This window comes from Candidatus Defluviilinea gracilis (assembly GCF_057138825.1).
On the sequence record NZ_DBNHEF010000061.1, the window covers coordinates 17669 to 43375 of the forward strand.

The following is a 25707-nucleotide window of genomic DNA, read 5'->3' on the forward strand; positions in this document are numbered from 1 at the left end:
TCTCTCTGTCTATTCGCTCGCCAACACATGCCGCGCGATCACTAACCGTTGAATCTCGCTCGTCCCCTCGCCGATCGTCATCAACCTCGCGTCTCGATAAATTCTTTCAACGGGATATTCGCTCGAGTAGCCGTAGCCGCCGTGAATTTGGATCGCATTACGGCAGACGCGTTCCGCCATTTCAGTGGCAAACATCTTTGCCATGGCGGCTTCCTTGTTGAAGTTGCGTCCCTGCTCTTTGAGCCATGCGGCTTTGTACAACATTGTGCGGGCGAGTTCGATCTCGGTCGCCGCATCTGCCAGCATCCATTGGATGGCTTGTTGCTCGGCGATGGGCTTGCCAAAGGCTTTGCGTTCGCGGGCGTAACTGACCGCATACTCGAACGCGGCTTGCGCCAGCCCAATTGAAATTGCCGCAATGCCCACGCGCCCGCCATCGAGTATCGACAACGTTTGTTGCAATCCCTTGCCTTCTTCGCCCACCAAATGATCGAGCGGCACGCGCACATCTTCATACGTCACGGCATGGGTGGGGGAGCCGCGCAGTCCCATCTTTTTCTCGGCGCGACCGATCTTCAACCCCGGCGAACTCGTCGGCACCAAAATTTGACTCAACGAACGCGAGCCGCCTTTCGCATCCGTGCGGACGAGCGTGACGATGTACTCAGCGATGGACGCGTTCGTGCACCACATCTTCGCGCCGTTGATCACCCACTCGTTCCCATCTTTGACGGCTTTCGTGATCACGCCTCCCTGTAGATCGGAGCCCGCGCCCGGTTCGGTGAGCGACAACGCGGCGAGCTTATTTTTTCCGCTGGATACGAGAGCCAGCCATTTTGATTTCATCAATTCGCTTCCGAACAGCACGATCGGAGTTGTGCCGAGACCGTTATGCGCCGCAATCGCCAGTGCGGTTGATCCACACCCCCAACCCAATTCCTCCAGTGCGATCGCCGCGCTGATCGAATCCACGCCCGCGCCGCCGTACGCTTCGGGAATGTTCAACCCCAGCAACCCCAGCGGACCCATCTTGCGCGTTGCCTCCCAGTTGAATTCACTGGTCGCGTCCACTTCCTGGGCTTTGGGTTGCACTTCCTTCGCCACAAACTCATGAACGGTCTTGCGCCAGAGCGTCTGTTCCTCGGTCAAATCGAAATTCATTTCGCCTCCATGTTATCAAAATAAGTTTCCATTAAAGTTCGGGCAGTGTCCAGATCTTCGTTTGCCACAAAAATTTCCACGCGTCCAAAGATGTCCAAGTTTGTGGGAATCAGTTGACCGATCGCCTCCTGCGCGAGGTGGGCATCGATCCCATGCAGGGCAAGGTATCCTTTAATGATATCCGCCTGCCAGCGACCTTGAATTTCAGCGAGCAATTCCAGGTTTGATTGGCTCATCTAAGTTCATCTCCGTTGACGCATGAGCATCTTCCTGACGAGTTCGGCGTATTCGGCAAATCGCGCGGAAAAAACCGCGTTCCGGGTATGAAAGCGCGGGTCACATCACCTCCACACAAGAATAAACAATACTGTCCACAAAATGGAAACGATCAACTGGCGAACGCCGATGCGGGTGGGTTTCCATCCCACGGCGGGGAAAAAGATTCCCCAGATGGTCTCGCTCCATTGTAAGAGGTAGGGGAGGAAGAGAAGGCTGGGGAGAAAGCCGAGCAAGCCTAACGTCAGGGTGGAAGCGAGGTTGAAGGTGGTGTAGAGCGCGGCGCGGAATCCCATCTTCCACGATTCGTTGCGAGTGGGCATCGCTTTCAAGACGCGTTGGTCGAGTCGCATGTAGGCGTGGATAATGCTTGCCGCGGATTGAAACCACACAAGGATCCATAACCACCAGCCTGCGGGGTCGTATCGTCCGACACCGATCCAATAGGCGGCGGGCGCGGTTAGCGATAGCACGCCTGTGGCGATAATCTCGACGCCGACCTGTTTTCTTTCATCGCGATTGCGCACCAGCCATAAATGCCAGCCAAAGACGAACGCGCCCGGAACCGCCAGATACAGGATGAAGTAGAAACCTTCAAGGACGAGGGCGATGACCGATACCAGGGCGATGGCTGAATAGAGGGCGAGCCAGAACCGCGCAACGGGTAGTTCGCTATCCGGGCGGCGAGCCGCGAGAATTTTAACCAGCACGGTTGTGGGCTGGCGGAGCATGAACGCCGCCATTGCCGCGACGATCAGGTTGAAGGAGCCGTAGTTGAAGGTGTTCCCGGCAAAGATGCCGATCAGTAATGGGCTGAGGATGAAGACCCACGAGCCGTGATCTTGAGGTATGGTGATATGTTTTTTGAAGGCGTATGGTTGCATGGTTCCCATTATATTCGGTAATGAGTATGCTAGAATCGTCGGAAATATCCCGGGAGTGGTTATTTGGGTGTGTACAGTCACAGAGTCCACAGAGAATTTGAGTTTTTCACTGCGGTCTCGGTGTTCTCTGTGGCAAAGATGGTTTTTGCACACTTGTTTCGCCACTTCAAATATCCCGACAGGAATTAGGAGAAAAGCAGATATGGCAAACAAGAAGAAGATCGACGAGCGCGAAAGAGCGTTGCAGGCAAAACAATCGGAGCAGACCGTTCAACGGGTCGGTCTTGCGATCGTTTTTCTGGTGGTTGTGGGGTTGGTTTTTGTTTTTGTGCGAAACCGTCCGACGCAACAGGCGGAGCGGGTTCAGATCATGCAATATGCGTCGCCTCCCGAAATGACCATTGACCCATCCGCAAAGTATTTTGCCGCGTTCAAGATGCAAAATGGCGGCGAGTTTGTGGCTGAGCTCTTTGCAGACAAAGCGCCAGTGACCGTGAATAATTTTGTATTCCTCGCCCGTGAAGGTTTTTATAACGGCTTGACGTTCCATCGCGTGATCGACGGCTTCATGGCGCAGGGCGGCGACCCGTTCGGGGATGGGACAGGCGATCCCGGCTATTCTTTCGAGGATGAGATCCGCGACGATCTTGTGTTTGACAAGGCCGGACTGCTCGCCATGGCGAATTCGGGTCCGAACACGAACGGTAGTCAGTTTTTTATCACATTCGGACCAGCCGAATGGCTGAACGGTTTGCATACGATTTTTGGGCAAGTGATCGAGGGCATGGATGTGGTCAACGGTATTACGCGCACGGAGCCGGGTTCCGGCGTCCCTGCCGATGTGATCGAGACGATTACGATCACTGAGAAATGAAAGGTGAAGAGAAAAGACGCCGCCCTTACGGACGGCGTCTTTTTATAACAACCTTTCTACCATACATTTGCACGGCTAAGTGTCGCCATGGCGCCATGCGACACCCGCAAAGAACGCAAAGAAAACCTTTTTAACTTGGCGACCTTAGCGTGCTTTGCGGTAAAAAGCTTTCATGTACGGTAGAGAAATGACAACTTGACTACCAGACGAGCGAACTACGCGTACATTCCCCAGTCCAACGCGGAGGGATCTTCCATCATCGAGAAGTCCCACATGTCCATGCCCATTTCGATGGTGACAGGCATGTTGAGTCCTTCCATGGCTTTGGCTTTGGTCATTTCGATCATGGCGGGACCGTACGGGCAGAACGGGGTGGTAAGGATCATTTTCACGTGGGCAACGCCGTTTTCGATGGAAATGTCGCGCACCAATCCCAGTTGGATGATGTGCATCCCGATCTCCGGGTCGATCACCTCGGAGAGGCTCGCGCGGGCAGGTTGAACTAGCTCAGGATTAGTCTGGTGGATCGTCCATTGGATTTCGTTGACGGTTTCTTCGGTCATATTTCCTCGTTGTTGTAGACCTCACAGGTCTTCGAGACTTGCGAGGTTTTTGAAGTTAATTTTTACTGCCTACATTCACCACATACGTGCAATGCGGGCCGCCGTCCAACACACATTGTACCTTTTGGGCGGGCAGGGCAAGCATTTTTGAGATCAAGGTCTGGTCTACCGCGCACACTTCCGGATGGGCAATGCCAATCTGATAATAAGGGCATGAAATTTCGTGGATCTGGTATTCCTTACCCTTCTTCTCCCATTCCACAGTAAAGCCTTCCTGGGCGAGCGTCTCTTTTAGAAACTCCAGCCGGGCTTCCATGCTCATGCCTTTCACCTGCTCTGAATAATCGCTTGCCATTCCTTCCGCAACCTGGCTGAATAATTTTGCCACGGTTGGCGCCGGCATGGATTCTTTCATCTGCGCCAGTAATTTGGTTGTCAAGCGCAGGTATTTGGTGGGGAAGCGCTCCATGCCATCTTCGGTGAGTGAATACATCAGACGCGGGCGCCCTACGCCGTGACGCTCTTCTTCAGCGGTAATGAGCCCTTCCTTTTCAAGATTCGACAGATGATGGCGCACGGAAATAGCGTTGATGCCCACAGCCTCCGCAATCTCGTTGATCGTGATCTTCGGCTTGCGAAGTAAGGTTTGGAGAATCTTGTCCTTCGTGCTTTTCATGTGGCGGAGTATAACCGTCTGCTTTTGTATTGTCAATATACTAGAAAAATATCATAAATATTGACTTTTCGCTCCAGCCCTGCTATAATGCCGCCGACCGGCACTATAAGCGCCCCGCAGGTATGTGGCAGGGTCATTTTTTCAACAGAAACCCGCGGGACAGTGAATCATCTCAGGAGCAAATCACGCATGTCGCAACTCGAAATCAAGAATCTGCACGTGAGCATCGAAGACAAGGAAATTCTCAAAGGGCTTTCGCTCACTGTCAACCAGGGCGAGATCCACGCCATTATGGGACCGAACGGAACGGGGAAGTCCACATTGGCATACACATTGATGGGGCATCCCAATTACACCGTCACACAAGGCGAAATCATTTTCAAAGGGCAGAACGTTTTGGAACTCGAACCCGATGAGCGCTCGCGCCTCGGAATCTTCCTCGCGTTCCAGTATCCGGTTGCCATCCCCGGCGTCACCGTCGCCAACTTTTTGCGGACAGCCATCAATGCCCGCCGACGCGCGGAGAATCCCGAAGACAAGGGCATGCCGATTCCCGAGTTCCGCAAACTGCTCAAAGAAAAAATGTCCATGTTGAAAATGGATCAGAATTTTGCGGGCCGCTACCTCAACGACGGCTTCTCGGGCGGAGAAAAGAAACGCGCCGAAATTTTGCAGATGGCAACCTTGAAGCCCGTGATCGCCATTTTGGATGAAACCGATTCGGGTCTGGACATCGATGCTCTGCGCATCGTGGCGGAGGGAGTCAACGCCCTGAGCGGATCCGAACTCGGCGTGCTGGTCATCACACACTATCAACGTTTGCTGAATTACATCAAACCGCACTTCGTCCACATCATGCTGGACGGGCGTATCGTCGAATCGGGCGGACCCGACCTCGCGTTGCATCTTGAAGAGCAAGGTTACGATTGGGTGCGCGAGAAACACGAAGAAGTCGCCGCATAATTAGCCACAGAGCCCACTGAGAAAGATGAGTTTTAAATCTTTTCTCAGAGTCTCTGTGCTCTCTGTGGCTGACAAATTGGAGATACTATGTCTGAAGATGCGCAACTGCTTGAAGATATTGGACAATATAAATACGGCTTCCACGACCGCGACGATAATTACGTGTTCAAATCGGAACGCGGACTCTCCCGCGCCGTGGTGGAAAACATTTCGCGTATGAAGCAAGAGCCGCAATGGATGCTCGACTTCCGCTTGAAAGCGCTCGAACATTTCATGAAGCGTCCCATGCCGAACTGGGGACCGACTCTCGCAGAGTTGGACCTCGATAATATCTACTACTACGTCAAGCCGACGGAGAAGAGCGAAAAATCATGGGACGATGTTCCCGATGACATTAAGCGGACGTTCGACAAACTGGGCATCCCCGAAGCGGAGCGGAAATTTTTAGCGGGCGTCGGCGCGCAATACGAATCGGAGATGGTTTATCACTCGATTCAGGAACATCTCGAAAAGCAAGGCGTCATCTTCCTTTCGATCGAAGACGGCTTGAAGCAATATCCCGATCTGTTCCGTGAATATTTCGGGACAGTGATTCCAATTGAAGATAACAAGTTTGCCGCGTTGAACAGCGCGGTCTGGTCGGGCGGATCGTTCGTCTACGTGCCGAAAGGCGTCAAAGTGGATCTGCCGTTGCAGGCATATTTCCGTTTGAACACGGCGAACGTCGGACAGTTCGAACGCACGCTCATCATTGTGGACGAAGGGGCGTCGGTGCATTACGTTGAGGGTTGCACAGCGCCCCAGTACACCACCGATTCCTTCCACTCCGGCGTGATCGAGATCATCGTCAAACAAGGCGCGCGCTCGCGCTATTCGACCGTGCAAAACTGGTCAACGAATGTGTACAACCTTGTGACCCAACGCGCCAAGGTCTTCGCTGACGCCACGCATGAATGGGTGGATGCCAACATCGGCTCGAAGGTCACGATGAAATATCCCTCATGCTACCTCATGGAACCGGGCGCGCATGGCGAAATGCTTTCGATGGCGTTCGCAGGTCCCGGTCAAACGCAGGACGCGGGTTCGAAGATGGTTCACTTCGCGCCGAACACCTCCAGCAAGGTGACATCCAAATCAATTTCAAAGTCTGGCGGACGCGCTTCGTATCGCGGTCTGCTCAAAGTGCACAAAGGCGCGAAGGGCGTCAAATCGAACGTGGTGTGCGACGCGCTTCTGCTCGATCCCAAATCGCGCTCCGACACGTATCCATACATTGAAATTGACGAAGACGATGTGACCATCGGTCACGAAGCCTCGGTCAGCAAAGTGGGCGAGGAGCAGCTCTTCTATCTCATGTCGCGCGGTCTCAGCGAGGAAGAAGCCACCACCATGGTCGTCTCTGGTTTCATCGAGCCGCTCGTCAAAGAACTGCCGATGGAATACGCCGTCGAAATGAACCGCCTCATCGCATTGCAGATGGAAGGGTCGATCGGATAAATTAGTCTAAGGTCGAAAGTCAAAAGCCAGACCTTCGACCTTTGACTTTCGACTTGAGGAATTCACATGCAAGAAAAACCAAAAGTAGTAATTTCAAAAACTAGACGCGCGGATTCTGCCGCGAAGGATTTTGCATTCGCCGAATCTGATATTCGCATGGGACAAGGGGCAGTCGCTTCTTATCGGACCTCAGCCTGGTCCGCCTTTAGGAAACATTCTCTCCCCCTAACGACCGAAGAGGCATGGCGCCGCACGGATATTCACGCGCTCCCCGCCGATAAATTCGTCCTGCCGAAGGATGGCGCGTTCGACGATTTGCCTCCCGTCCGCGAAGATCTGCTTCGTCCTCTGGTTGCCGATCAACACGGCGGACAGATCGTTTTGTTGCCCGGCGGCTCAAAGATCGAGTTGGATGAAAAGATCGCAAAGAAGGGCGTCATTTTCACTGACTTGAAAACTGCGGAAGAAAAACATCCTGAACTGCTTGCGAAAATGTTCGGCAAGACCGTCAACGTTGAGGAAGGGAAATTTTCCGCGTTGGCTGGCGCGTTCGCGCAAAACGGAGTTGTGTTGTACGTCCCCAAAGGCGTGACCGTGGACGAACCGCTTCACTCCGTGTTGTGGGGTCCCGGCGCAGACTTGGCTCACATCTCGCACATCCTCGTCCTTGTGGACGAAGGCGCGTCCGTGACGTATGTCCACGAGGCGGCGTCGCCCGACGAAACTGGATCAAATTCACTGCACGCGGGAATCGTCGAAATCCAGGTGATGCAAGATGCCACGTTCAAATTTGTCGAACTGCAATCGTGGGGACGTCACGTGTGGAATTTCAGTCACGAGCGCGCGCGCGTCGAACGCGGCGGCAATCTCGATTGGATCTTCGGCGCGATCGGTTCGCGCCTTACAAAAAATTTCTCCGAACTCGATCTGGCTGGCGAAGGCGCGCAGGGACGCATGTCGGGTTTTTATTTTACCGATGGCAACCAGCATCTCGATCACGACACGCAACAGAATCATTTCGCGCCGCACACCACCAGCGACCTGCTGTTCAAGGGCGCGCTCAAAGGCAAGAGCCGCTCGGTGTGGCAGGGCATGATCTACGTGGCGCCCGGCGCGCAAAAGACCGACGGCTATCAAGCGAATCGCAATCTCGTGTTGAGCGAAGGGGCGCGCGCCGACTCGATCCCCGGCTTGGAAATTCTCGCCGACGATGTGCGCTGTACGCACGGCGCGACCGTTGGCAAGCTGGAAGCCGAGCCGTTATTCTATTTGAAGTCGCGCGGCATCCCGCAAAACGAAGCGGAGAAAATTGTCGTCGAGGGATTCTTCGACCCGATCTTCCAGCGCATCCCGTTCGAAGGCGTGCGGGAGCGGTTTCAGCAGTATATAGCGGATAAAATGGCATAAGGAAACCAGAAAACCATGACAAAGTTGAAAACAAAAACAGTTGCAAGATCGAAAACCCAGCCAAAGTTAAAGAAGAAGGCGGTTGCTGAGAAAAAAGCGACAGTGGCGATTATTAAGCCAAAATCGATTGTTTTGTCTCGCGCGAAAAACTTGTCTGCGAAACCGAAGGCGTCAACCTCTACGAAAGTGCGCGTGGTGAACAAGGTTGCATCTCCAGACATCTTATCGCGTGACGGACGGCGATTGTCGAAGGGACTGCGCTTGCCTCAATACAATTATATGAAGCCGCCCGGTTTGGCGCATAACTTTCAAGTGGGCGATAAGGTGGAAGTGTTTTGCGACCACGAAAAGAATCGCGAGCGAATTCGCGGCTGGATCCAGGGCGTTGTGGTGCAGGTGGACAACAAACTCGTCGCGGTGCAGTTCCGCTCCAACGTGTATCTCACCGACGGCTGGATGGTTCCCGACCGCATCCTGTGGTATCCGCTGACCTCCGAACACATGCGACCGGTGCCGGGCAAGAAATCGGCGAAGCGCGAAGAAAAATTTATTCCAGATTATTAGGAATTCACGTATATACGTAGACAAATAGACACGCACACATGTTTACTTGTTTACCTGTTTACGTGTGTACTTGCTTACCATGCCTCTCGACCCCAACGAAATCCGCAAAGATTTTCCCATCCTCCAGCGTAAGACGCATGACAGTGTCCCGCTGGTGTATTTGGATTCGACCGCCACCTCGCAAAAGCCAACGGCGGTGATCGAAGCGATGAATGACTATTATCGCCGCTCGAACGCGAACATCCATCGCGGCGTGCATACGCTTGCCGAAGAAGCGACGACGATGTACGAAGAGGCGCGCGAGAAGATCGCCAGGTTCATCAATGCGCCATCGTCAAAGCAGATCATTTACACGCGCAACACGACTGAGTCCATCAACCTCGTGGCGTACACGTGGGCGCGCGCGAATCTCAAGGCGGGCGACCTCGTTATCCTCACCGAGATGGAGCATCACTCGAACCTCGTGCCGTGGCAGATGTTGCAAGCCGAACGCGGCATCGAATTGGATTTCATTTCTGTAACCGAAGACGGCTTGCTGGATCTGGACTCGTACAAAACGCTTCTTTCGCGGACCCCGAAACTGGTCGCCTTTACCCACATGTCCAACGTGCTGGGAACGATCAACCCCGCCGCCGACCTCATCCGCATGGCGCATGAAGTTGGCGCGATCACCATCGTGGACGCGGCGCAATCTGTCCCGCATCTCACAGTGGATGTGCAGTCCCTCGACGCGGATTTCCTCGCTTTCTCTGCCCACAAAATGTGCGGACCAACCGGTATCGGCGCGTTGTATGGCAAGACTGAATTGCTCGAATCCATGCCTCCGTTCCTGGGCGGCGGCGATATGATCAAAGAAGTGAAACTCCGTTCGTTTCGACCGAACACACTTCCGCACAAATTCGAGGCGGGCACTCCCGCCATCGCGGAGGCGGTCGGTTTCGGCGCGGCGGTGGATTACCTGACCAAAGTCGGTATGGACAATATCGCCGCCCACGAACACGCGATCACCGAATACGCGCTCGAACGCTTGGAAGAGATCCCCGGCGTGAAGTTGTTCGGTCCCTCGGCAGATAAAAAAGGCGGCGTCGCCGCGTTCACCTTTGACGGCGTCCACCCTCACGACGTGGCGCAGATCCTAGACCGCGACGGGATCGCCATCCGCGCGGGACATCACTGCGCCCAACCGTTGCACGAGAAATTTGGAATCCCTGCCACCAGCCGCGCTTCGTTCTATTTGTACAACACAAAAGAAGAAGTTGATTTTCTGGTAAACGGACTTTATAAGGTGAAGGAATTGTTTGGTTAGTCGCATAGTTCGTTAGTCGAATAGTCTGATTGTTTTGACTTTTCGCTGACCGACTACGAAACTACCTGGCTATTGGACTACGAGACTACCTATGGACGACCTCTATCGCGAAGTCATCATCGAACACTACAAGAACCCCGCCTACCGCGGGCGCCTCGACCCGCACGATATTCAATTTGCGGACAACAATCCGCTGTGCGGCGACCATATCGAGATCACGCTTCAAGCCGCCGCGGATGGAACGGTCAAGGACGCGCGCTTCGATGGGCATGGATGCGCTATCTCGCAAGCCTCCGCCGATCTGCTGATCGAGTCGATCATTGGCAAGCCGCTTGAAGACATAAAACTGATGAGCAAACAGGACATCCTCGATATGCTCGGCATCGAATTGGGACCTGTTCGCTTGAAATGCGCGTTGCTGTCGCTGAAAGTTTTGAAGGCGGGGGTGTATGGTCTCGGCGAAGCGAGTGATGAATTGGTGGAATAAAAACACAGACAAGGAGACACGTACACAGGTAAACAGGGAAACACGCACCCACGTGTCTACTTGTTTACCTGTATACATCATCGAATGTTCAACTACACAACCTTAGACGAATCAAAAATCGAATACTATGAAATCATCCCCGCCAGCGAATTGCCGAACGGAGAGCGATTGTTTATCGAGATCGAAGGCAACTCGCTGGTGATCTTCAACATTGCGGGTCAATTCTTTGCCATTGCCGACATCTGCTCGCACGACGGCGGTCCGCTAGGGGAGGGCGACCTGGAGGGATTCAATGTGATCTGTCCGCGCCACGGCGCCGAGTTCGACGTGCGGACTGGCAAGGTGGTTCAACTTCCCGCCGTGGACGATATCCCCGCGTATCCTGTGCAAGTGCGGGATGGGGTTGTTTTCATCGGGATACCGAAGGAGTAAGGCAAAAGTAGAAAGTGGAAAGTAAAAGCGGAAGGCTTGGTTGTCCTTCCGCTTTTTGTTTACCAAAAATTTTGAATTCCATCGCAGTCTCCAGTCTCGATACGCCCCTCAAAACCATTCGGGGCTACTCGACCACCGTCAATTCTCTAATTCTCCCAATTCTCTTTACTTCCTCACCCCTCAAACGTCCCCACAATCCTCAAAATATCAAACCCCTCCGCAAAGGGACGCTCCGCCAGCGCGCCGTGACGAACCATGATGGAGCGGGTCAATTCGCTGTTGAAGTAGTAGCGGTCGCGATACGTCTCGTATTTGGATAGCGCTTCGATCTTCTTGTTCACATCCTCCTCGGTGACTTCGACGAGGAAGTGGGGGAAGAATCCGTACGAGGAACGGACAACGTCGAATCCCAGCACGGTGATGCCGCGAAACGCGCGTAGCGCCTCATCGGTCATCGTGTTGTGATCTTGATGCACATCCTGCTTGGAGTGGGTGAAGATAAGATCAGGCTTGAAGTCCTTGCGGAGTTTGAGAAAGTATTCGAGAATTTCCTGCCGCGAATCGGGGAAGACGCGCGTGGTGAATGGTCCCAGAATAATTTTTTCTTTTGAAATACCCAACACTGCCATCGCTTCGTGATGTTCGCTCTTCACGTTTTGCAGATCGGGATTCTTTTGGTTGTCCGATAGCGTGACGCAGAGAACATCGGTCTTGTCCGCGATGTTATGAAGTAACGCGCCGCATCCCAACTCAATGTCATCGGGATGCGCGCCGAGGAAGAGGACTCGTTTGCCAGAGAAGTTCATGAAATGCAATCCGCAGATTTGGCAGATTACGCAGAAAAAAATCTGTTCAATCTGCGTAATCTGCGGATACTATTACTTTGTCGCCAAAATTCCGCCCACAACCTTCGTCATCACTAACTTGCCGTCGCGTTCAAACCAGCGCGTAGCCACATTGGTGATCTTGCCGATGAGCGCTTCGTATTCGTCGTGACCGTTAAACATCGAAGTCCACAACTTGCGGTCTTCGCTCAACGAGGCGCGGACGTATTCGATGAACGGTGGGACGCTGGGGAAGGTGAGATGATTCTCGAACTTGTGCAGTTCGGTCTTGGCGAAGATGCGGTCAATGGTGTTGAAGATGTCGCCTTTGAAGCGACTCGACCCAGGCATCGGCGGGATGGTCGCATTCGTCGCTTCTTTGATGATGTCGTAGAACATCTGCTTGTTCTCAGGCAGTGGACCCGAGACGAAAAGCCGTCCGCCAGAAGTCAGCACCCGATGAGCCTCACCAAATGTAAAGTCGAGGTCAGAAGCGTAATAAATCGCAAACGCGCTGGTGCAGAGGTCGAAGGTGTTGTCCGCAAAGTTGAAGGGCTTGTTGAAATCCAAAAAGACGAAGTCAATGTTCGAGCCGCGCTCCTTGTTTTTCGCGCGGGCTTTGTCGAGCAGTTCTTCCGAGAAATCGCCGCCCGTGATTTTCGCGCCGCGTTGAGTATAATCGTCGAAGAGAAAAGACAGTTTGCCCGCGCCACAGCCGACATCGAGAATGTTCATGCCCGCCTGAGGCTGGAGCAATTCGTTCGTCCACACGTCAATGTTGGCGGAGCCGTATGTTTCGTGAATGTCAATGCGGGTGAGCAGGTCTTTTGATGTTTCTTGGTAATTGATTTCCATTGATTCTCCTGATGTGGTCCTCGTACCGCAAAGTTCACTTTGCGGATGCGCAGTGTAAAAGCAAGTGAAGCGCAAGATAAATCTTGCGGTACGAACTGGTACAAAAAATTATACCAACAAACAAACTAAAATTCAACCGCTGAATTTTGAAGCCCTGTTGGAATTGCCATGATTAGAAAACTCACCTTGCATAATTTTGACTCGATGGTAAACCGTCCACGAATAAGACCACGAATTCTCGAATGTCGAGGCGTCAATTCGTTTATTCGTGTGTATTCGTGGACGGTCTTCGCTTTTCTTGCAACGATTCTTTTAGCCTCCTGCGCCGCGCCGACAGCGCAAGCGACAGTGACGGCTGTCCCCACTTCGACGCGCGCGGCAATTTCAATTTCAACTGAAACGCCCGCGCCAATCCCTGCCCCCACAGAAGACGAACAAGCAAATACCGCTGAGGTGGCGGACCTCCTCGCAGACCTCGACTACGACGCCTCTGATCACGAGAGCTTTGGTTCTGAGTTCTACACCATCGAAACGCGCGAATGGCAGGGACAGCAGGTGCGGATGCTCATCCATGACGATCCTTCTGTTGAGGGACAGCGCATTGACGGGATGGAGGTGATGATCGACGGCGAGCTACGTTGGGTGCGGGGACTATGGTATCCGACCACGGCATACCCAGGATCGGGAGGCATTGTGCTTGATATGCCAGTGTCGCCTGGGACTGATCTGGCAACCTATTTTCGAGAGGAGAATGGACCCAACTCGGTGTATGGACAGTTTTTGCGGGCGATTGCTCACCAGAGGGGGATAGCGGAGAGCCAGATATGGGACTATATCGTAGAGCATGACTACAAAATCAAAATCAGGTTGCCTAACAGAGCCAACGGGTCGAGCTACTCGCCCTCGCTCCTGACCGAGTCGGAGCTGGTAGAGGTGGACTTGTCCCAGCCGTTTTATCGGAGCCATCGCGCGGAGGTCAATCTGGGTCAGGCAGTCAATGGAGTGGTATTGACCGATCTACCCGAGAGGGTACTATTTCTTATCGGCGACTCTCGAGAGCGGAGTGGATGGTTTGTTGACGCGCAAGGCGCCTTGGTCCATGTGCGTTTTGATTACGAAGGCTCGATGATTACAGGTAGGGCAGAGTATGTAAGTGGGGACTTGTTTGATCAGTTGGAGATTTTGGCGGCAATGACCGACGGATTTAGCGACGCAGGCGACTTTGGTCCCAATCAGTGGTTGCAAAAGTTCTTTGCCAGAGTAGGGGCGAGTTATCGTCCAGGTAACACGATATTGGATCGAGATCTTTTTGCCAAATATAATGATGCTTTTACGGATTACACATGGTCTTTGTTTACGAGAAAGTAAGATTAAGTTGACTGTGGGCGAGATTTTTTGCACAATGAGGGGGTGAAGAGATATGGATGGATTGTTTTATTGTTATTGGTGATTGCAGGGTCGGTGGTGGGGAGAAAATATCTCGGTGACCTGGCGACTGACATCGTGACTCCTGATATCGAGGTCGTGTCTGACTCGAGCCTCCTAGCGGTGGGGACGGTAGATAGGGACAAGATCAGGGACGAACTCAATACGATCAACTTGTATGATGCCAGAGGCGTCACCTATTATGCACCCACGACGGCACAGCAGGGGAGCGTGAGCGTGCGCAAGATCAAAATAGTTTTGACTCCTACCAAACAACCGCTTGGCTTGACCTATTATCAGGGAGAGCGTGAGCCTTTTCAGAGCTGGGGGGTGGAGTATGCACCGACGGCGTCGGGCGCCAAGCACGACCTAACCATCTGGCTGTATGTGCGGGAGGATATCGTGCAGAGAGAGACGGGCGAGTCGCTCGCCAAGTGGTATCAGGGCGTACTCCTGAACGCTCTCTGGGACTTGACCCACCCGCAAAAAGCGGAGTACACAGGGATGGAGCGGTTTGCGGGGATGAGTGAGTATATCCAGAGCGGGGTGGGAGCGAGCTGGTGGAGCATAGATAAGGCGGGGGGTAGACCATGAAGCACCTTAACCTGTTACTCTCGGCAGGGATATTGCTCACAACTCTGTTGGTGTTGCCAGGCAGTGTAGGGGCGCAGAGCTGTGGAGGCGGGACGATCACGGGCGCACAACCGATAACGGTTTGCGGGGGTGCGTGTCAACCTAGTCAACCTGGATGTTGCACTCAGAGTTGTAGCGGGGTGACGCTGGCTATCGAGTACTGCTCGGACTATACAAATGAGGCGACTTGCAACGCGGCGGGATTTGGCGGGAGCTATACGTGTGGGAGTGGTGGCTACTGTAGCTGGGGAGGGACGGGTGGAGGTGGGGGCGGTGGATCATCGTGCCCAGGGGAGTGCAGGCAGGGGCATTGTGGGTAGTGGCTATTTGGGTGCGTAAAGCCACAGAGATCACAGAGGATTTGAGATTTTTCTCTGCGGTCTCTGTGTTCTCTGTGGCAAAGAGGTTTTTGCCCACATGTATCGCCACTCCTGCATTGTGAACAGCGGGAAGTCTTTCGATGCCATGATAAAATCTCCGCACTGGAGTCATTATGGCGAGCAAAATAAATTCTGTCAAAGGCACACGCGAGTTTTACCCCGAGCAGATGTTCGCGCGCAACTTCATCTATGCAAAAGTTCGCGCGGCGTCTGAGATGTTCGGTTATCAAGAGTGGGACGGTCCGTTCATCGAGCCGCTTGAGTTGTACGCCGCGAAATCGGGCGAGGAACTCGTGAAGAAGCAATCGTTCACGTTCGAAGATCGCGGCGGCGAGCAAGTTGCCCTGCGCCCCGAACTCACGCCGTCGCTGGCGCGCATGATCGCGGCGAAACAGGGCGAGTTGAATTTCCCCGTCCGCTGGTGGTCGTTCGGTCCGTTTTGGAGATACGAGTCGCCTCAGCGCGGACGCTCGCGCGAATTCTTCCAGTGGAATATTGACATGCTCGGCGCGGACTCGCCCGAAGCGGATGCGGAACTCATCGCGGTGGGGGCGACGTTCCTGCGCTCGGTCGGACTCAGCCCCAGCCTGACTCAAATTAGTGTGAATAATCGGCGTCTGATGGATTCGCAGTTCGACGCGCTCGACATCCCAGCCGACAAGCGCGTGGACGTGTCGAATCTCGTTGACCGCCGCGCCAAAATGGAATCCGCGAAATGGGACGCGTACGCGCTTGAGATCGGACTGAATCAGAATCAACTCGACGGCTTGAAAAGTTTGCTCGGTAATTTCGACTTATGGAAGCAAAGCGAAGAACTCACTCGCGCGTTCGCCGCGCTCGAAGCGTTGGGTGTGAAAGACTACGTGAGGTTCGATCCAAACATCATGCGCGGACTGTTGTATTACACAGGCACGGTCTTCGAAGCCTTCGACACCAGCGGATCGGTCAAACGCGCCATCTTCGGCGGAGGTCGCTACGATAATTTGCTGGCAGATGTCGGCGGGCAACCGCTTTCAGGCGTTGGCTTTGCGATGGGCGATGTGGTGGCGGGGATCATCCTGCAAGAGGCGGGACTCATCCCTGAGTTTCAGCCAAGCCCTGCGCAGGTATTGGTCACTGTGTTCGATGCAACTCTCTTGCCTCAATCCTTCGCGCTTGCGGCGGAGTTGCGCACTGCGGGACTCAATGCGATGGTTTATCCTGAGCCAACAAAACTACAGAAGCAATTTAAATTCGCCGACAAGATGAAGATGAAGGTCGCGCTGGTGCTGGGTCCCGACGAAGCGGAGAAAGGCTTGGTGGTGGTCAAAAACCTGACGACGGGCGAGCAGGCTCAGGTCAAGAAAGAAGCGGTTCTTGAATCCGTAAAAGGGATTTTGAGGGATGCCTGAAATTCGTCCTGTAACAAAAGAGAACTGGCAAACGTTGATCGATCTGAAAGTGCGCGACGATCAGAAAAATTTTGTCGCGTCGAATTTGTATTCGATTGCCCAGGCGCAGTTCGGCGATGAGTTCGAGGGACATTGGGATCTGTTCGCGTATGGAATTTACGATGGCGATACGCCCGTCGGCTTTTTGATGTATGGATTTAATTTTTCGCATCCGTCGCAACAGGCTTACATCCAACGCTTGATGGTGGATGAAAAATTTCAGGGCAAGGGCTATGGGCGGTTTGGGATGGAAAAGATGCTCGAAATTTTTCGCGCCGATGAACGCGTCAAAGAAGTGAGCATTAGCTATGAGCCAGAGAACGACGTTGCGCGAAAGTTGTACGCAAGTTTGGGGTTTGTAGAGACAGGGCGCATCATCGAAGGTGAAGCGGAAGCGGTGTTGAAGTTGAAAGCCCCCAATAACTAAAGCGAAAGAACCTTAACACGAAGGACACCAAGGACACGAAGGAAGGAAAAGCGCCTTTGATTTGATCGGCTTTTTCCTTTGTGACCGTTGTGTCCTTTGTGTTTGAAAAGAGATGCCTGGTTGATTGCACTGTGACTAATAAAAAGAGCCACGTTTTTACGCGGCTCTTAATTTATTATCTTCCGTCGTCTTGATCTTTCACGCCGTAACCGGGACCGTCTTTGAAGAAATCGTAATGCGGTTTGATGTCCGGCGTAAAGTCGAGGACTTCGCCAGCCTCAAGTTGGCGGGCGGTCTCGAGCAGGATGGGCTTGCCGTGATGGTTCGTCCCTTCGAAGAGACCGGTGAGTCCGACGGCGCTGATGTATTCGCCGCCTTTCGCGGTGTAGGCGGTCGGCACTTCGTCTTCGGGGAAGATCGCAAGATACGGGCATTCAGGCACGCACGCGCCGCAGTCAATGCAAGTGTCGGGGTCGATGTAGATCCAGGGCCATTTGTCGAGCGGGAAGCCCGGCAACATGCACTCGACGGGGCAAACGTCGATACAACCGCGGTCTCGAACGCACAAACTGGTGATGATATGGGTCATGTAGAAACGTCTCCTTTGAGAAGTTATTTTCGAAGTTGTCTGATTATATCTGCCTTCGCGTACTCTGCAAGATTGAAATTCGATTTCTTCCTAAAGTTGTTTTTGCCACTGAACCTGTTGCGCCGTAGTTGCACTGCGGCGGCGGCAGTACAACTGCCCGCCAACTGCGTAAGTCCTGCTAAAGTTGTTTTCGCCACAGAGAACACCGAGATTTTGAGAAAAAACTCTGAGCGCTCTGTGGACTCTGCGGCTAAGACCGCAGGGTAACGCGCTTACTTCGCGGCAAACTTCGCGGCGACGGCATCCCAGTTGACCACGTTCCACCACGCAGCGACGTAATCGGCGCGGCGGCTTTGATAGTTCAAATAATACGCGTGTTCCCACACGTCAATGCCGAGGATGGGCGTCGCGCCGTCGGACAGCGGATTATCCTGATTCGCCGTCGAGACCACCGCGAGTCCGCTCCCTTTTTTGACGAGCCATGCCCAGCCTGATCCGAAGCGCGTGGCGGCGGATTTGGCGAACTCCTCTTTGAACGCGTCGAACGACCCGAAGGCTGATTCGACCGCTTTTGCCAACTCGCCCTTCGGCGCTCCGCCGGCGTTCGGTCCCATCACTTCCCAGAACAAATTGTGATTGAACGTCCCACCGCCGTGGTTGCGGACAACTCCGCGCACCGATTCGGGGATGGCGTTCAGGTCGCTCAACATCGCCACGAGCGATTTGCCCGCGAGTTCGGGGGTCTTCTCCACCGCGCCGTTCAGGTTGGTGATGTAAGCCTGATGATGTTTCGTGTGATGGATCTCCATTGTGCGCGCGTCGATGTGAGGTTCGAGCGCGTCGTAGGCGTATGCCAGTTTTGGAAGTTCGAATGCCATGATCGTCTCCTTGTTGGAATTATCGTAGTAACGACTCTGCGAAGCGCGCTGTGCGTCAGTCGTTATTTGACGACTGAAGTCGTCACTACGTTGTGGATTTCTTACAAAGAAATTGTAGCCCTGTGGAGGGAGCGTGTCAAGAAAGATATTCGATTTCTCTCTTGCCTCGAATCGGCTCCCTCTGTTATCCTCCCCGCATGAACAAAAACAGACTGGAAGCCTTCAGCGATGGCGTGATCGCCATCATCATCACCATCATGGTGTTGGAATTGAAAGTTCCACACGAACCGACGTTTGCCGCGTTGAGCGAATTGGCTCCCGTGTTTCTCAGTTACGTATTGAGTTTCATCTACGTCGGCATTTACTGGAATAACCATCATCATCTGTGGCAGATGGGCAAACAGGTGAACGGACGAATCCTGTGGGCGAACATGCACCTCCTATTTTGGCTGTCGTTGATTCCGTTCGCAACCGCATGGAGCGGCGAAACGAGTTTTGCGACACTGCCGATGGCAACGTATGGATTCGTGTTGTGGATGGCGGGATTCGCATATTACATACTCGTCCATGAGATGATCTCGCATCATGGAAAAGAATCGAGTCTTGCCTCCGCGATCGGCAACGATTTCAAAGGCATCGTTTCGTTGGTTGGATACACGGTCGCGATCATCGTTGCGTTTTTCAATCCGTTGATCTCATTGGGGTTGTATGCGGCTGTCGCCATGCACTGGTTTATTCCCGACCGTCGAATCGAAAAGATGATAGGTCGTTGATAACATGACTCTCGCATTGACGGACAAAGACCGCGCCATGTTGCGCGGAGATGGAGGAGCCGCCGCGAAGATGGCGATGAATATCATCGTCCGCATGGCGGAGGTGTCTGGCGCGAAAGAATTGCTCGACATCACCGGCGCGCACATTGACAGCACGGTGTACATCGGCGACGCGGGATTGGAGTTTGCCGAACGGCTGGCGAGCCTCGGCGCGAAAGTGGCCGTGCCGACCAGCCTCAACGTGAGCGGACTCGACGAGCATCACTGGCAGGAGTGGGCGGTCCCGCCGGAGTGGGCGAGGCAGGCTCAACGTCAGATGGAAGCGTATCGAAGCATGGGCACGACTCCCACGTGGACGTGCGCTCCGTATCAGACAGAGGAATCCAAGCCGAAGTTTGGTCAGCAAATTGCGTGGGGCGAGTCGAATGCGATCGTGTTTGCAAACTCTGTGATCGGAGCAAGAACAGAACGCTATCCCGACCTGTTTGACATCTGTTGCGCCATCACGGGTCGCGCGCCCGCGATTGGCTTGCATCTCACGGAAAATCGCGCGGGCGAATTGTTGTTGCAATTGCGAGACGTTCCCGCCGCGCTTCAACACAGCGATGATTTTTATCCAGTGCTTGGACATTTCATCGGCAAGATTGCGCGGGATCGAATCCCGGTCATCCACGGGCTGGCTGTTTCGCCTGCGGAGGATCAACTCAAAGCGTTAGGCGCCGCGTCTGCGTCGTCGGGCGGAGTGGCGTTGTTCCATGTCGTCGGCGTCACGCCCGAAGCGCCGACGTTGGAGTCGGCGTTTCAAAATAAATCTCCACATGAAACGATTGATGTGACGATGGATCTGTTGCGCAACGCGCGCGCCGAACTTACGCACACCGACAGCGACGAGTTGGACATGGTCGTGCTGGGAAGTCCACATTTTTCACTGGCAGAATTTAGACACCTCGCGCCGTTGATCGCTGGGAAACAAAAACATCCGCGCGTGAAATTTTTGGTCACCTCCAGCCGCGCCATGACTCAACTCGCACAGCAAGCGGGCTATCTGGATTCGCTTCAATCCTTCGGCGCGCAATTGACTGTGGATACGTGCATCCTCACCACGCCGATGCTTCCGCCAGACATCAAACGCCTGATGACCAACTCGGCGAAGTTCGCGTATTACACGCCGGGCTTGCTCGGCAGAAAAATCGCGTTTGGAAGTTTGAAAGACTGCGTGGACTCTGCCAGCGAAGGCAAAATCGTTCGGGATGAATCCTTATGGACAAGTTGACGATTTCAGGCAAACCGTTCATCGCAGGCTCGGCAAAGGGAATCGCACTCGTCAGCAGTGAGCCGCTTTCGTTTTGGGGTGGCTACGATTGGAAGACGGGCGAGATCATTGACCGCAGGCATCCGCTTTCGGGTGAGATTGCGAAAGGTAAAATTCTTGCCATCCCGTTCACGCGCGGATCATCAACCACGACAGCAGTTTTGCTGGAGTCGATTCGCGCTGGGACCGCGCCAGCGGGCATCATCACCACCGCCACCGATTTTTTCTTCGCGCTCGCCTCTGTGGTAGCGGACGAGATGTACGCGAGTCCAATTCCGCTGGTGGCTGTTTCACCCGAAGATTTTGCGCGGTTGAAGACGGGTGATGAGGTTGAGATTGAAGGAAATACTATTTCAATCAAACCCGGTGGTTGAGTAGGGGCGGTGCAGTTCCGCCCCGTATCGAAACCACAGGTAGGCATACATAATTTTGTAACGAGAATTGCTTTGGCGCCTGGTGGTTTCGATACGCCCTCGGCTATGGCCTCGGGCTACTCAACCACCGGATATACTTTTAGCGAGGAATCTATGCTCAGCTTCAACCCCGCCCTAAAATTCGTTCCTCCCTCCGATTGGCTCAAAATCACCGCGATTGACGCGCACACGGGCGGAGAACCCTTCCGCGTGATCGTGGATGGATTCCCTGAATTGAAAGGGGACACCATCCTCGAAAAGCGGCGATATGCCAAAGAGAATTATGACCACCTCCGCACTGCGTTGATGTGGGAGCCGCGCGGTCACGCGGACATGTACGGATGTATCCTCACGCCTCCCGTCACGCAAGGCGCGAACTTTGGAATCCTGTTCATCCACAACGAGGGATTCAGCACCATGTGCGGACATGGAATCATCGGCATCGCAACCGTCGTGCTGGAAACGGGGATGATGCCCATGGTCTCGCCGATCACCGAAATCAAGATTGACAGCCCAGCAGGTCGAATCACTGCCTTTGCTCATATCGAAAATAGTCACGTGAAAAACGTTTCGTTTCTGAACGTGCCGTCTTTTGTTTCGGAACTCGACGCGGTGGTTGATGTGCCAGAGTTGGGAAAAGTCCGCTATGACCTTGCGTTTGGCGGCGCGTTCTATGCGTACGTCAACGCGAAAGATGTCGGTGTGACTTGCTCTCCGCAAGATTATCGTCCGTTGATCGAAAAGGGGATGGCGATCAAACGCGCGGTGATGCAAACGAAGCAGATCGCGCATCCGTTTGAAAAGGATTTGGGATTTTTGTACGGCACGATCTTTGTGGATGAACCGCAAGACCCCGCGTCACACAGCCGCAACGTGTGCATCTTCGCCGATGGGGAGGTGGATCGTAGTCCCACAGGCACAGGCGTCAGCGGGCGACTCGCCATCCATCACGCGCGCGGCGAGATTCAGTTGAACGAGTCCATTGTGATCGAGAGTATCATTGGAAGCAAATTCACGGGCAGGGTCGTCGAAGAGGCGACGTTCGGTCCCCATGCCGCGATCATCCCCGAGGTCCGAGGTGAAGCGCATATCGTTGGTAGGAACGAGTTGTGGATCGATCCGAATGATCCGTTTAGCAGTGGATTTATTTTGAGGTAAACCGTCCCGAGAATTCTTTTTTTCAAACACAAAGGACACGACGGTCACGAAGGAAAACACAAGTAATCTAACTCTTTTCTCCTTTGTGTACTTTGTGTCCTTCGTGGTGAGGCACTTTTCCGTTAATTACGAGAGACCCGATTTTATGAAACTTCCACCACACATCTATCTCGATGAACGAAACATCCCATACGAAGCGCGCAGTTTTTCGCCTGAAACTGAAAAGGGCGCGGTGAACGTAGCGCGGACGCTTGGGTTCTCGGAACGGCAGGCGGTGAAGACGCTGATCTTTCAAGTGGACACGGGTGAGCGCGTGTTGGTGATGCTCGGCGGCGACCAGAACGCGATCTCTGGAAATTTGAAGAAGGCTATCGGCTCGCGCAATATTCGGATGGCTGAGCCTGACGCGGTGAAAGAGACGACGGGTTACGTGATCGGTTCGATTCCCGCGTTCGGCTGGCAACCCAGCGGATTCCGCTCCTTCCTTGAAGCGACTCTGCTCGACGAACCCATCCTTGGCACGGGTGCGGGTCAATGGGGCGAGGAGATCATGATCACGCCGCAGAATTTGGTGAAGGCGAGTAGCGCGATCGTGGTCAATTTGACGGAGAGGGAGAAGTCTGTGTTTGCGTAAGTTTTTCGAGGTTATACTTGAATCAATGAAGCCATTCTTCAATACGCACTAAGGATAAAAATGACATTGATTGGAAACATCTTGAAGGTTGTTGGGGTCATCATTGTCGGTTGCATTGTCGGATATTTCCTAGGCTCTATCCTTGGGGCTGTGTTTGGAATAATTGCCAGTTTTCTAGTTCCAGATGTATTTACATCCCACCAAGCGACTCTCATTAGTTTTTTCATTTCTGCGCTATTAGGAGTCTCCCTTAGTTCGTTTGCGACAAGGGTCTACAATAGGTTGAATGAAACCAACATTAATTTATTCCTTGGCGTAATCCCTGGAGTCCTTATTGGGCTTTTCGTTGTTGTTTTTGTTTATGGATATGTTGAAGTTTATGACCAAAGTGATTTTTACAGGATCAGAGCAAGTCATCGGCTTGCAGTAACCCCAATCATGGGGTACGGCGCCAAAGTAGGCGGCTACGTTGGTGCCGTAACTTTTGCGCTTTTTGGCGCGGTTGGAGTCGTTCATGAGATCATTCAGTCTCATTTGCAGTTACAGAGAAACCGCGAACTGATGAAGAATTCGCCTCCAATGAGTTGGGGATACCCAGAGACGCCAAAAAGAATATCTCCTGTACAAATAAGCCAGACAACTAACTCTTCTCCTCCTTTGCAAAGCCGTATGAATTTTCAAAAAGGCGGGAAAATTATTATTTTGTTAAGAGCGTTTGTCTCTGCTGTGGTTGTAGGGATAATCCTTTCGGTTGTTGGCTGGCAAATTTTAGGCTGGAGTTCAAGCGCCCAATTCAGTGAGGGACTCTTTTGGACGAGTTTGTTACTGGCTGTCTACGGCTATGTCAGCTTTTCAGGAAGACATAGAGGCAGTCGCACCTACAGCGAGTCGGCGGGCGTCATGGATCTAGAAGAACGGAATAGATTTTGGTCTTCAGAAGCGGAAAACATTTTTGAGCGGTTGCCTTACATTATTCCGGTCAGTGTCTGGCTTTTTGTGTTTGCTGGGTTGATTTCGATTATCTTTTGATCGTAATTTGACGGAGAGGGAAAAGTCAGTGTTCCTCGGATGATTTCCAAATGACCTCAACGCTCAAAAAAGCAACCATCCTCCACAAGCGCTATGAGATTATAAAAATATTAGGCGCGGGAGATTTTGGCACGGTGTACCAAGCGCGGGACACGAAAGCGGTCAACACGCCTTGTTATGTCGCCATCAAACAGATGCCCATGCAAATGATCGTTGACTGCGAGCGGCAGGCAGATTTACGCGCGACGTTGATCCATCCGTCCATTCCACGCGTCTTCGATTACTTTGCCACCGATACCCATTCCTATCTTGTGCGTGAGTTGGTGCGAGGGTCAAACCTTGAAGAGATTCTCGATAGCTGCAAAGGATTTTTGAAAGAGAAAGTTGTTGTCCATTGGGCGATCCAAATCTGCGGCGCGTTGGAGATTCTACATACTCATCCCGTTCACCCGATGGTTTTTCGTGACTTGAAGCCGAACAACATTATGGTCAATTCAGCGAGCCGCGTCTCTCTCGTTGACTTTGAACATGCCCGCATATTTCCGCCGCGTTTCTTTGAGGAAGACAAAAAGGAATTCGACCACTTCAAAAAAGGATTTCCCATCGGCACAAAGGGATATTCTCCGCCCGAACAATATCGCGGCATCGTCACCCCGCGCAGTGACGTGTACGCGCTCGGCGCGACATTACATCATCTGTTGACAAAAAGAGACCCTCGTAAGGAAAAACCTTTCACGTTTCAAAATTATCGCGTGCGGTCACTGAACTCCGCCGTTTCAAAAGGAATGGAAGCGATTGTGATGAAAGCGGTTCAGCCGAAACCAAGTCGGCGGTTTTGGACGGCGCGAGAAATGAGACAAGCACTGAATGCTTTGTAACTAACCTTTGCATCTAGCAATTAGCGCGATATGGATTGTTGCCATAAAGCCAATCCCGAAGGGATGGCAGAATTCTAAAAACGGCAAAAGGGTCTCCAAATCCCGAAGGCGTCGCGTGGCGCCGTGGCGACAGATGACATAAATTTGCCGCCTCTGACACCCCTTCGGGGTTGAATGTGATACATCCTCAACTAGAATCATTTGACCCCTTCGGGGTCTGTGAGTCATTGTCGTAATGCTCGGTTTACTTGTTAACCTGTAAAATGCCTCGTTACAGAATCTAACTTTGTTTTTTTTGTGTAAAGTGAATTTGTAAGATTTGCTTAATGAATTCACGGGTAAAAGTGAACGTCTACTTCTCGTCTATCGAGTAGAACAAGATAAAAGGAGATCGTCCGATGAAAGACTTTACGAAACCCTCAGATACCGAACTGCGCAAGCAATTGTCCCCGCTTCAATATGAAGTGACCCAACATGAGGCGACGGAGCGTCCGTTTTCGAACACTTATTGGAACAACAAACAGGCTGGGATTTATGTGGACGTGGTCTCCGGCGAGCCGCTGTTCAGTTCGCTGGATAAATACGATTCGGGATGCGGCTGGCCCTCCTTTACCCGCCCGTTAGTGTCGGATAATCTTATTGAGCGCAGCGACTTCAAGTTGTTCATGCCGCGCACCGAGGTCCGCTCGAAACATGCCGATTCGCACCTCGGTCACGTGTTCGACGACGGTCCCGCGCCGACAGGTCTGCGGTATTGCATGAACTCGGCTTCGCTGAAGTTTGTCCCTGCCGAAAGATTGGAAGAGGAAGGATATGGGGAGTACAAGTCGTTGTTTGAGAAGTAAAGTTTAGACCTGGGGTTGTCTAAAAAGGGGAAGAACAAGTTGAGAAAACGGCGTAAACGGAGCAAGAGACAAAAAAACTGGCGGTCATTGGATCGCCAGTTTTCGTAAATTGTGCGCCATGCACACCAGACCCC

General features: G+C 53.0%; 29 protein-coding genes. 20 read left to right on the top strand and 9 right to left on the bottom strand.

Annotation, left to right across the window (positions count from 1 at the left end):
* Window positions 1-9: 9 nt before the first annotated feature.
* The 3 genes from AC16KF_RS09250 to AC16KF_RS09260 form a co-directional block, all read right to left on the bottom strand.
* On the bottom strand, window positions 10-1161 hold the full coding sequence (locus AC16KF_RS09250) for an acyl-CoA dehydrogenase family protein (RefSeq protein ID WP_484037022.1): 1152 nt from the start codon (window positions 1159-1161) through the stop codon (window positions 10-12).
* Window positions 1158-1397: a putative signal transducing protein gene (locus tag AC16KF_RS09255; protein WP_484037023.1), complete on the bottom strand. Its 240-nt coding sequence runs from the start codon at window positions 1395-1397 to the stop codon at window positions 1158-1160. The genes AC16KF_RS09250 and AC16KF_RS09255 overlap by 4 nt, the downstream gene beginning before the upstream one ends.
* A gap of 105 nt (window positions 1398-1502) precedes the next feature.
* Window positions 1503-2321 carry a YwiC-like family protein gene (locus AC16KF_RS09260; RefSeq protein ID WP_484037024.1) on the bottom strand — a complete coding sequence of 273 codons (819 nt, stop codon included), beginning with the start codon at window positions 2319-2321 and terminating at the stop codon, window positions 1503-1505.
* A 202-nt stretch (window positions 2322-2523) separates the two neighbouring features.
* On the opposite strand from AC16KF_RS09260, the gene AC16KF_RS09265 reads away from it, so the two are divergent.
* Complete coding sequence (locus AC16KF_RS09265) at window positions 2524-3195, top strand: peptidylprolyl isomerase (protein ID WP_484037025.1); 672 nt, start codon at window positions 2524-2526, stop codon at window positions 3193-3195.
* A 215-nt stretch (window positions 3196-3410) separates the two neighbouring features.
* Here the strand turns inward: AC16KF_RS09265 and AC16KF_RS09270 are convergent, their stop codons facing one another.
* The gene (locus AC16KF_RS09270; protein ID WP_484037026.1) at window positions 3411-3758 is read right to left on the bottom strand and encodes a metal-sulfur cluster assembly factor; all 348 of its coding nucleotides are present in this window, start codon (window positions 3756-3758) and stop codon (window positions 3411-3413) included.
* 55 nt (window positions 3759-3813) lie between these two features.
* On the bottom strand, window positions 3814-4434 hold the full coding sequence (locus AC16KF_RS09275) for a helix-turn-helix transcriptional regulator (protein ID WP_484037027.1): 621 nt from the start codon (window positions 4432-4434) through the stop codon (window positions 3814-3816).
* 189 nt (window positions 4435-4623) lie between these two features.
* Here AC16KF_RS09275 and sufC point away from each other — a divergent pair, with 189 nt between their 5' ends.
* The 7 genes from sufC (at window position 4624) to AC16KF_RS09310 (ending at window position 11090) form a co-directional block, all read left to right on the top strand.
* On the top strand, window positions 4624-5397 hold the full coding sequence (sufC, locus tag AC16KF_RS09280; RefSeq protein ID WP_484037028.1) for a Fe-S cluster assembly ATPase SufC: 774 nt from the start codon (window positions 4624-4626) through the stop codon (window positions 5395-5397).
* 87 nt (window positions 5398-5484) lie between these two features.
* Window positions 5485-6894: a Fe-S cluster assembly protein SufB gene (gene sufB / locus AC16KF_RS09285; RefSeq protein ID WP_484037029.1), complete on the top strand. Its 1410-nt coding sequence runs from the start codon at window positions 5485-5487 to the stop codon at window positions 6892-6894.
* Window positions 6895-6960: 66 nt separating this feature from the next.
* Window positions 6961-8301, top strand: a complete 1341-nt coding sequence (gene sufD, locus AC16KF_RS09290) for a Fe-S cluster assembly protein SufD (protein WP_484037030.1) — start codon at window positions 6961-6963, stop codon at window positions 8299-8301.
* A 15-nt stretch (window positions 8302-8316) separates the two neighbouring features.
* Window positions 8317-8865 (top strand): hypothetical protein, encoded by a 549-nt coding sequence (locus AC16KF_RS09295; protein ID WP_484037031.1) that lies wholly within the window; start codon window positions 8317-8319, stop codon window positions 8863-8865.
* A 79-nt stretch (window positions 8866-8944) separates the two neighbouring features.
* Window positions 8945-10171 carry a cysteine desulfurase gene (locus AC16KF_RS09300; RefSeq protein ID WP_484037032.1) on the top strand — a complete coding sequence of 409 codons (1227 nt, stop codon included), beginning with the start codon at window positions 8945-8947 and terminating at the stop codon, window positions 10169-10171.
* 91 nt (window positions 10172-10262) lie between these two features.
* Window positions 10263-10658, top strand: coding sequence for a Fe-S cluster assembly sulfur transfer protein SufU (sufU, locus tag AC16KF_RS09305; RefSeq protein WP_484037033.1), 396 nt, complete (start codon window positions 10263-10265; stop codon window positions 10656-10658).
* Window positions 10659-10742: 84 nt separating this feature from the next.
* Entirely contained in the window at window positions 10743-11090 is a 348-nt protein-coding gene (locus AC16KF_RS09310; RefSeq protein WP_484037034.1) for a Rieske (2Fe-2S) protein, read from the top strand.
* A gap of 173 nt (window positions 11091-11263) precedes the next feature.
* On the opposite strand, the gene AC16KF_RS09315 is transcribed toward AC16KF_RS09310, so the two are convergent.
* On the bottom strand, window positions 11264-11896 hold the full coding sequence (locus tag AC16KF_RS09315) for a PIG-L deacetylase family protein (protein WP_484037035.1): 633 nt from the start codon (window positions 11894-11896) through the stop codon (window positions 11264-11266).
* A gap of 72 nt (window positions 11897-11968) precedes the next feature.
* Window positions 11969-12769 (bottom strand): class I SAM-dependent methyltransferase, encoded by an 801-nt coding sequence (locus AC16KF_RS09320; RefSeq protein ID WP_484037036.1) that lies wholly within the window; start codon window positions 12767-12769, stop codon window positions 11969-11971.
* Window positions 12770-12937: 168 nt separating this feature from the next.
* On the opposite strand from AC16KF_RS09320, the gene AC16KF_RS09325 reads away from it, so the two are divergent.
* From AC16KF_RS09325 to AC16KF_RS09340, 4 genes are all read left to right on the top strand, one after another.
* Window positions 12938-14137, top strand: a complete 1200-nt coding sequence (locus AC16KF_RS09325) for a hypothetical protein (protein ID WP_484037037.1) — start codon at window positions 12938-12940, stop codon at window positions 14135-14137.
* A gap of 42 nt (window positions 14138-14179) precedes the next feature.
* Window positions 14180-14788, top strand: coding sequence for a hypothetical protein (locus AC16KF_RS09330; RefSeq protein ID WP_484037038.1), 609 nt, complete (start codon window positions 14180-14182; stop codon window positions 14786-14788).
* Window positions 14789-15320: 532 nt separating this feature from the next.
* Window positions 15321-16598 (top strand): histidine--tRNA ligase, encoded by a 1278-nt coding sequence (gene hisS, locus AC16KF_RS09335; protein ID WP_484037039.1) that lies wholly within the window; start codon window positions 15321-15323, stop codon window positions 16596-16598.
* A complete protein-coding gene (locus tag AC16KF_RS09340) occupies window positions 16591-17064 on the top strand; it encodes a GNAT family N-acetyltransferase (RefSeq protein ID WP_484037040.1) in 474 nt (157 codons plus the stop codon). Before hisS ends, AC16KF_RS09340 begins: the two co-directional genes overlap by 8 nt.
* Window positions 17065-17239: 175 nt before the next feature.
* On the opposite strand, the gene AC16KF_RS09345 is transcribed toward AC16KF_RS09340, so the two are convergent.
* Complete coding sequence (locus tag AC16KF_RS09345) at window positions 17240-17653, bottom strand: 4Fe-4S dicluster domain-containing protein (protein ID WP_484037041.1); 414 nt, start codon at window positions 17651-17653, stop codon at window positions 17240-17242.
* A gap of 272 nt (window positions 17654-17925) precedes the next feature.
* Window positions 17926-18531 (bottom strand): superoxide dismutase, encoded by a 606-nt coding sequence (locus AC16KF_RS09350; protein ID WP_484037042.1) that lies wholly within the window; start codon window positions 18529-18531, stop codon window positions 17926-17928.
* 197 nt (window positions 18532-18728) lie between these two features.
* On the opposite strand from AC16KF_RS09350, the gene AC16KF_RS09355 reads away from it, so the two are divergent.
* From AC16KF_RS09355 to msrB, 8 genes are all read left to right on the top strand, one after another.
* Window positions 18729-19304 carry a TMEM175 family protein gene (locus AC16KF_RS09355; protein ID WP_484037043.1) on the top strand — a complete coding sequence of 192 codons (576 nt, stop codon included), beginning with the start codon at window positions 18729-18731 and terminating at the stop codon, window positions 19302-19304.
* Between the two features lie 4 nt (window positions 19305-19308).
* Entirely contained in the window at window positions 19309-20577 is a 1269-nt protein-coding gene (locus AC16KF_RS09360; RefSeq protein WP_484037044.1) for an aconitase X, read from the top strand.
* Complete coding sequence (locus tag AC16KF_RS09365; RefSeq protein ID WP_484037045.1) at window positions 20565-20990, top strand: aconitase X swivel domain-containing protein; 426 nt, start codon at window positions 20565-20567, stop codon at window positions 20988-20990. Before AC16KF_RS09360 ends, AC16KF_RS09365 begins: the two co-directional genes overlap by 13 nt.
* A 153-nt stretch (window positions 20991-21143) precedes the next feature.
* Complete coding sequence (locus AC16KF_RS09370) at window positions 21144-22187, top strand: proline racemase family protein (RefSeq protein ID WP_484037046.1); 1044 nt, start codon at window positions 21144-21146, stop codon at window positions 22185-22187.
* 145 nt (window positions 22188-22332) lie between these two features.
* Window positions 22333-22821 (top strand): aminoacyl-tRNA deacylase, encoded by a 489-nt coding sequence (locus tag AC16KF_RS09375; RefSeq protein WP_484037047.1) that lies wholly within the window; start codon window positions 22333-22335, stop codon window positions 22819-22821.
* A gap of 60 nt (window positions 22822-22881) precedes the next feature.
* Window positions 22882-23850 (top strand): hypothetical protein, encoded by a 969-nt coding sequence (locus AC16KF_RS09380; RefSeq protein WP_484037048.1) that lies wholly within the window; start codon window positions 22882-22884, stop codon window positions 23848-23850.
* A gap of 50 nt (window positions 23851-23900) precedes the next feature.
* On the top strand, window positions 23901-24728 hold the full coding sequence (locus AC16KF_RS09385) for a serine/threonine protein kinase (protein ID WP_484037049.1): 828 nt from the start codon (window positions 23901-23903) through the stop codon (window positions 24726-24728).
* A gap of 398 nt (window positions 24729-25126) precedes the next feature.
* The gene (gene msrB / locus AC16KF_RS09390) at window positions 25127-25573 is read left to right on the top strand and encodes a peptide-methionine (R)-S-oxide reductase MsrB (protein ID WP_484037050.1); all 447 of its coding nucleotides are present in this window, start codon (window positions 25127-25129) and stop codon (window positions 25571-25573) included.
* The last annotated feature ends 134 nt before the right edge of the window (window positions 25574-25707 follow it).